This is a genomic window from Streptomyces sp. NPDC045026, from assembly GCF_056432625.1.
The window spans coordinates 1-2376 of the sequence record NZ_JBWKIS010000065.1; the positions used below are offsets into that span (position 1 = coordinate 1).

Annotated in this window: 2 protein-coding genes; one reads left to right on the forward strand and one right to left on the reverse strand. The window is 64.3% G+C overall.

Annotation, left to right across the window (positions count from 1 at the left end):
* Positions 1–119 precede the first annotated feature (119 nt).
* Positions 120–1721: an ISL3 family transposase gene (locus AC07EJ_RS46005; protein WP_478886535.1), complete on the forward strand. Its 1602-nt coding sequence runs from the start codon at positions 120–122 to the stop codon at positions 1719–1721.
* A 36-nt stretch (positions 1722–1757) separates the two neighbouring features.
* Here AC07EJ_RS46005 and AC07EJ_RS46010 read toward each other — a convergent pair whose 3' ends face one another.
* Complete coding sequence (locus AC07EJ_RS46010; RefSeq protein WP_478886536.1) at positions 1758–2255, reverse strand: N-acetyltransferase family protein; 498 nt, start codon at positions 2253–2255, stop codon at positions 1758–1760.
* Between the last annotated feature and the right edge of the window lie 121 nt (positions 2256–2376).

A 2376-nucleotide genomic window follows, 5' to 3' on the forward strand; every position in this document is an offset into this window, starting at 1 on the left:
GGTTCTGGCTCACTTTCCGTGAAAGGGACACGCTGAGTGACATTCGGACTCGGATAAGCCTCCAGGAAGTTGCCTGAAAATGACCAGTGCCGATCTCCTGTGGCCGACAGTTCAGCCTCATGGCAGAGACATTGCTCCAGCTGGAGAAGCTGTTGTTGCCGACGATCGCGGACGTGGCGGTGCTGTCGGTGGACGTGAATGACGAAGCGTTACGCATCGAGGCCCGGTGTACGGCGGCCGGGGCAGCGTGTCCGGACTGTGGCAGTCTTTCGCGCCGGATACACAGCTCCTACCTGCGGTTTCCTGCCGACGTTTCCAGCGGTGGACGGCGGGTGGCCCTCTGTCTGCGGGTCCGCCGGTTCTTCTGTCGGCATGTTTCGTGCGGACGGCGTACGTTCGTCGAGCAAATGTCGGGGCTGACCCGGCGGCACAGCCGGTGGACCGAGAGACTGCGTTCGACGCTTGCGGCGGTCGGTCTGGCCCTCGCCGGCCGGGCCGGTGCCCGGATGGCACGGATCATGGGAGTGTCCGTCAGCCGCAGCACGATCTTGCGCCTGGTCGACGCGTTGCCCGAGCCGGAGGCACCGACCCCGCGGGTAGTTGGTGTCGATGAGTACGCGACGCGGAAGGGCCGCGTCTACGGCACGGTTCTGGTCGATGTCGAGACCCGCCGGCCGGTGGACCTGTTGCCTGACCGAGAGGCATCCAGCCTGGCCAAGTGGCTGGCAAAGCGTCCGGGCATCGAAGTGGTCTGCCGAGACCGAGCTCCGTTCTTCGCGGAAGGCGCCACAGCCGGGGCGCCGCAGGCAATCCAAGTTGCTGACCGCTGGCACCTGTGGAACAACCTCGGCCAGGCCGCTGAACGGGCCGTCGCCCGCCACCGCCAGTGCCTGCGCGTCCTTCTTCCCGAACCAGCCGGAGAAGAGGACAACGAGTCCACGCTGCCCGAAGAAAGACCGGCCTCCCCTTGGAAAAGCGACCGGTTCGCCAACCGCATCCGAGCCAGGCACGCCACCGTCCACGCACTGCTCGAAGCCGGCCACAGCCGCCGCTCGATCGGCCGCCAGCTCCACATGACCCACCGCACTGTGAAAAGCCTCGCCGACGCCGTCAAACCCGAGGACCTCTTCCGCGGGCAGTGGCAGTACAACCGAACCTCCGCCCTGGACGAGTACAAGCCCTACTTGGACGACCGATGGAGCGAGGGCTGCACCAATGCCTGGAAACTCTGGGAAGAGATCGTCCCACTCGGCTACCAGGGCAGTTACGGCATCGTCAGCGCCTACATTCGGAAGAAGCGCACCTCACCCCGCCCAGTGACCGCACAACCGCCGGCACCCCGCGTGGTGACCAGATGGATCCTCAGCCGCCCGGAATCCCTCACAGAGATCGAACAACTCCGACTCAAAGCTGTCCTGGCCAACTGCCCTGAACTCGACGCCCTTACCGGCCATGTCCGGTCCTTTGCCCAGATGCTCACCGAGCGCCAGGGCGAACGACTCCCACAGTGGCTCCACGCCGTCCGCCAGGACGACCTCCCCAGCCTCCATACCCTCGCCGCAGGCATCGACCGCGACCGCGACGCCGTCATAGCCGGCCTCACCCTGCCCTGGAGCTCCGGCGTTGTCGAAGGACACGTCAACCGGATCAAGATGCTCAAACGGCAGATGTTCGGCCGCGCGGGCTTCCGTCTCCTGCGCAAACGAGTCTTGCTTGCCTGACTCCTGGCAGGGGTCCACCCAGCCGACGTCGTGCTCCTACAGAGAGCGCCGGTAACGAACTTCGGATACAGATACTCCGTCATAGTCGTCAGCCTGTACTGCACCGTCAGCGACATAGCCAGCTCGCTCGTAGAAACGACGTGCCGTGGTGTTCTCCTTGAGGACCCACAACAGCACCAGGTCGAAGCTGTGGGCAAGAGCGTGGGCGCGCACGGCTTCGAGTAGTGTGCGACCGATTCCGGACCCGATGAGTGAGGGCTGAACATACAGAGCGTAAAGCTCACCCGTAGTCGCACTTGTTCCGGTGCCGCGAAAGGGACCGAAGCAAGCCCAACCCACCACTCGGCCAAAGGTGTCGGCCGCAACCAGATTGGTTGTGCGCTCCTTCGACCTCTTGAAGTGCTGTCGACGCTGCTGAGTATCTGCTTCGACCGTCATCCCATCGAGGTGGGATTGGGGAACAATCCCCGCATACGCGGCCTGCCAGCCGGTCACTCGTATCGCGGATACAGCCGCAACATCGGCTTCCGTCATCGCTCGTACAGTCAACATCTCGGCACCGTACGGGACCCGTCACCACCACCGCCTGGGAATTACGACCGGCAGCCGCAGAGGCTACGCATAGTGACACGTCACGGAAGTTGAGCCAGAACCC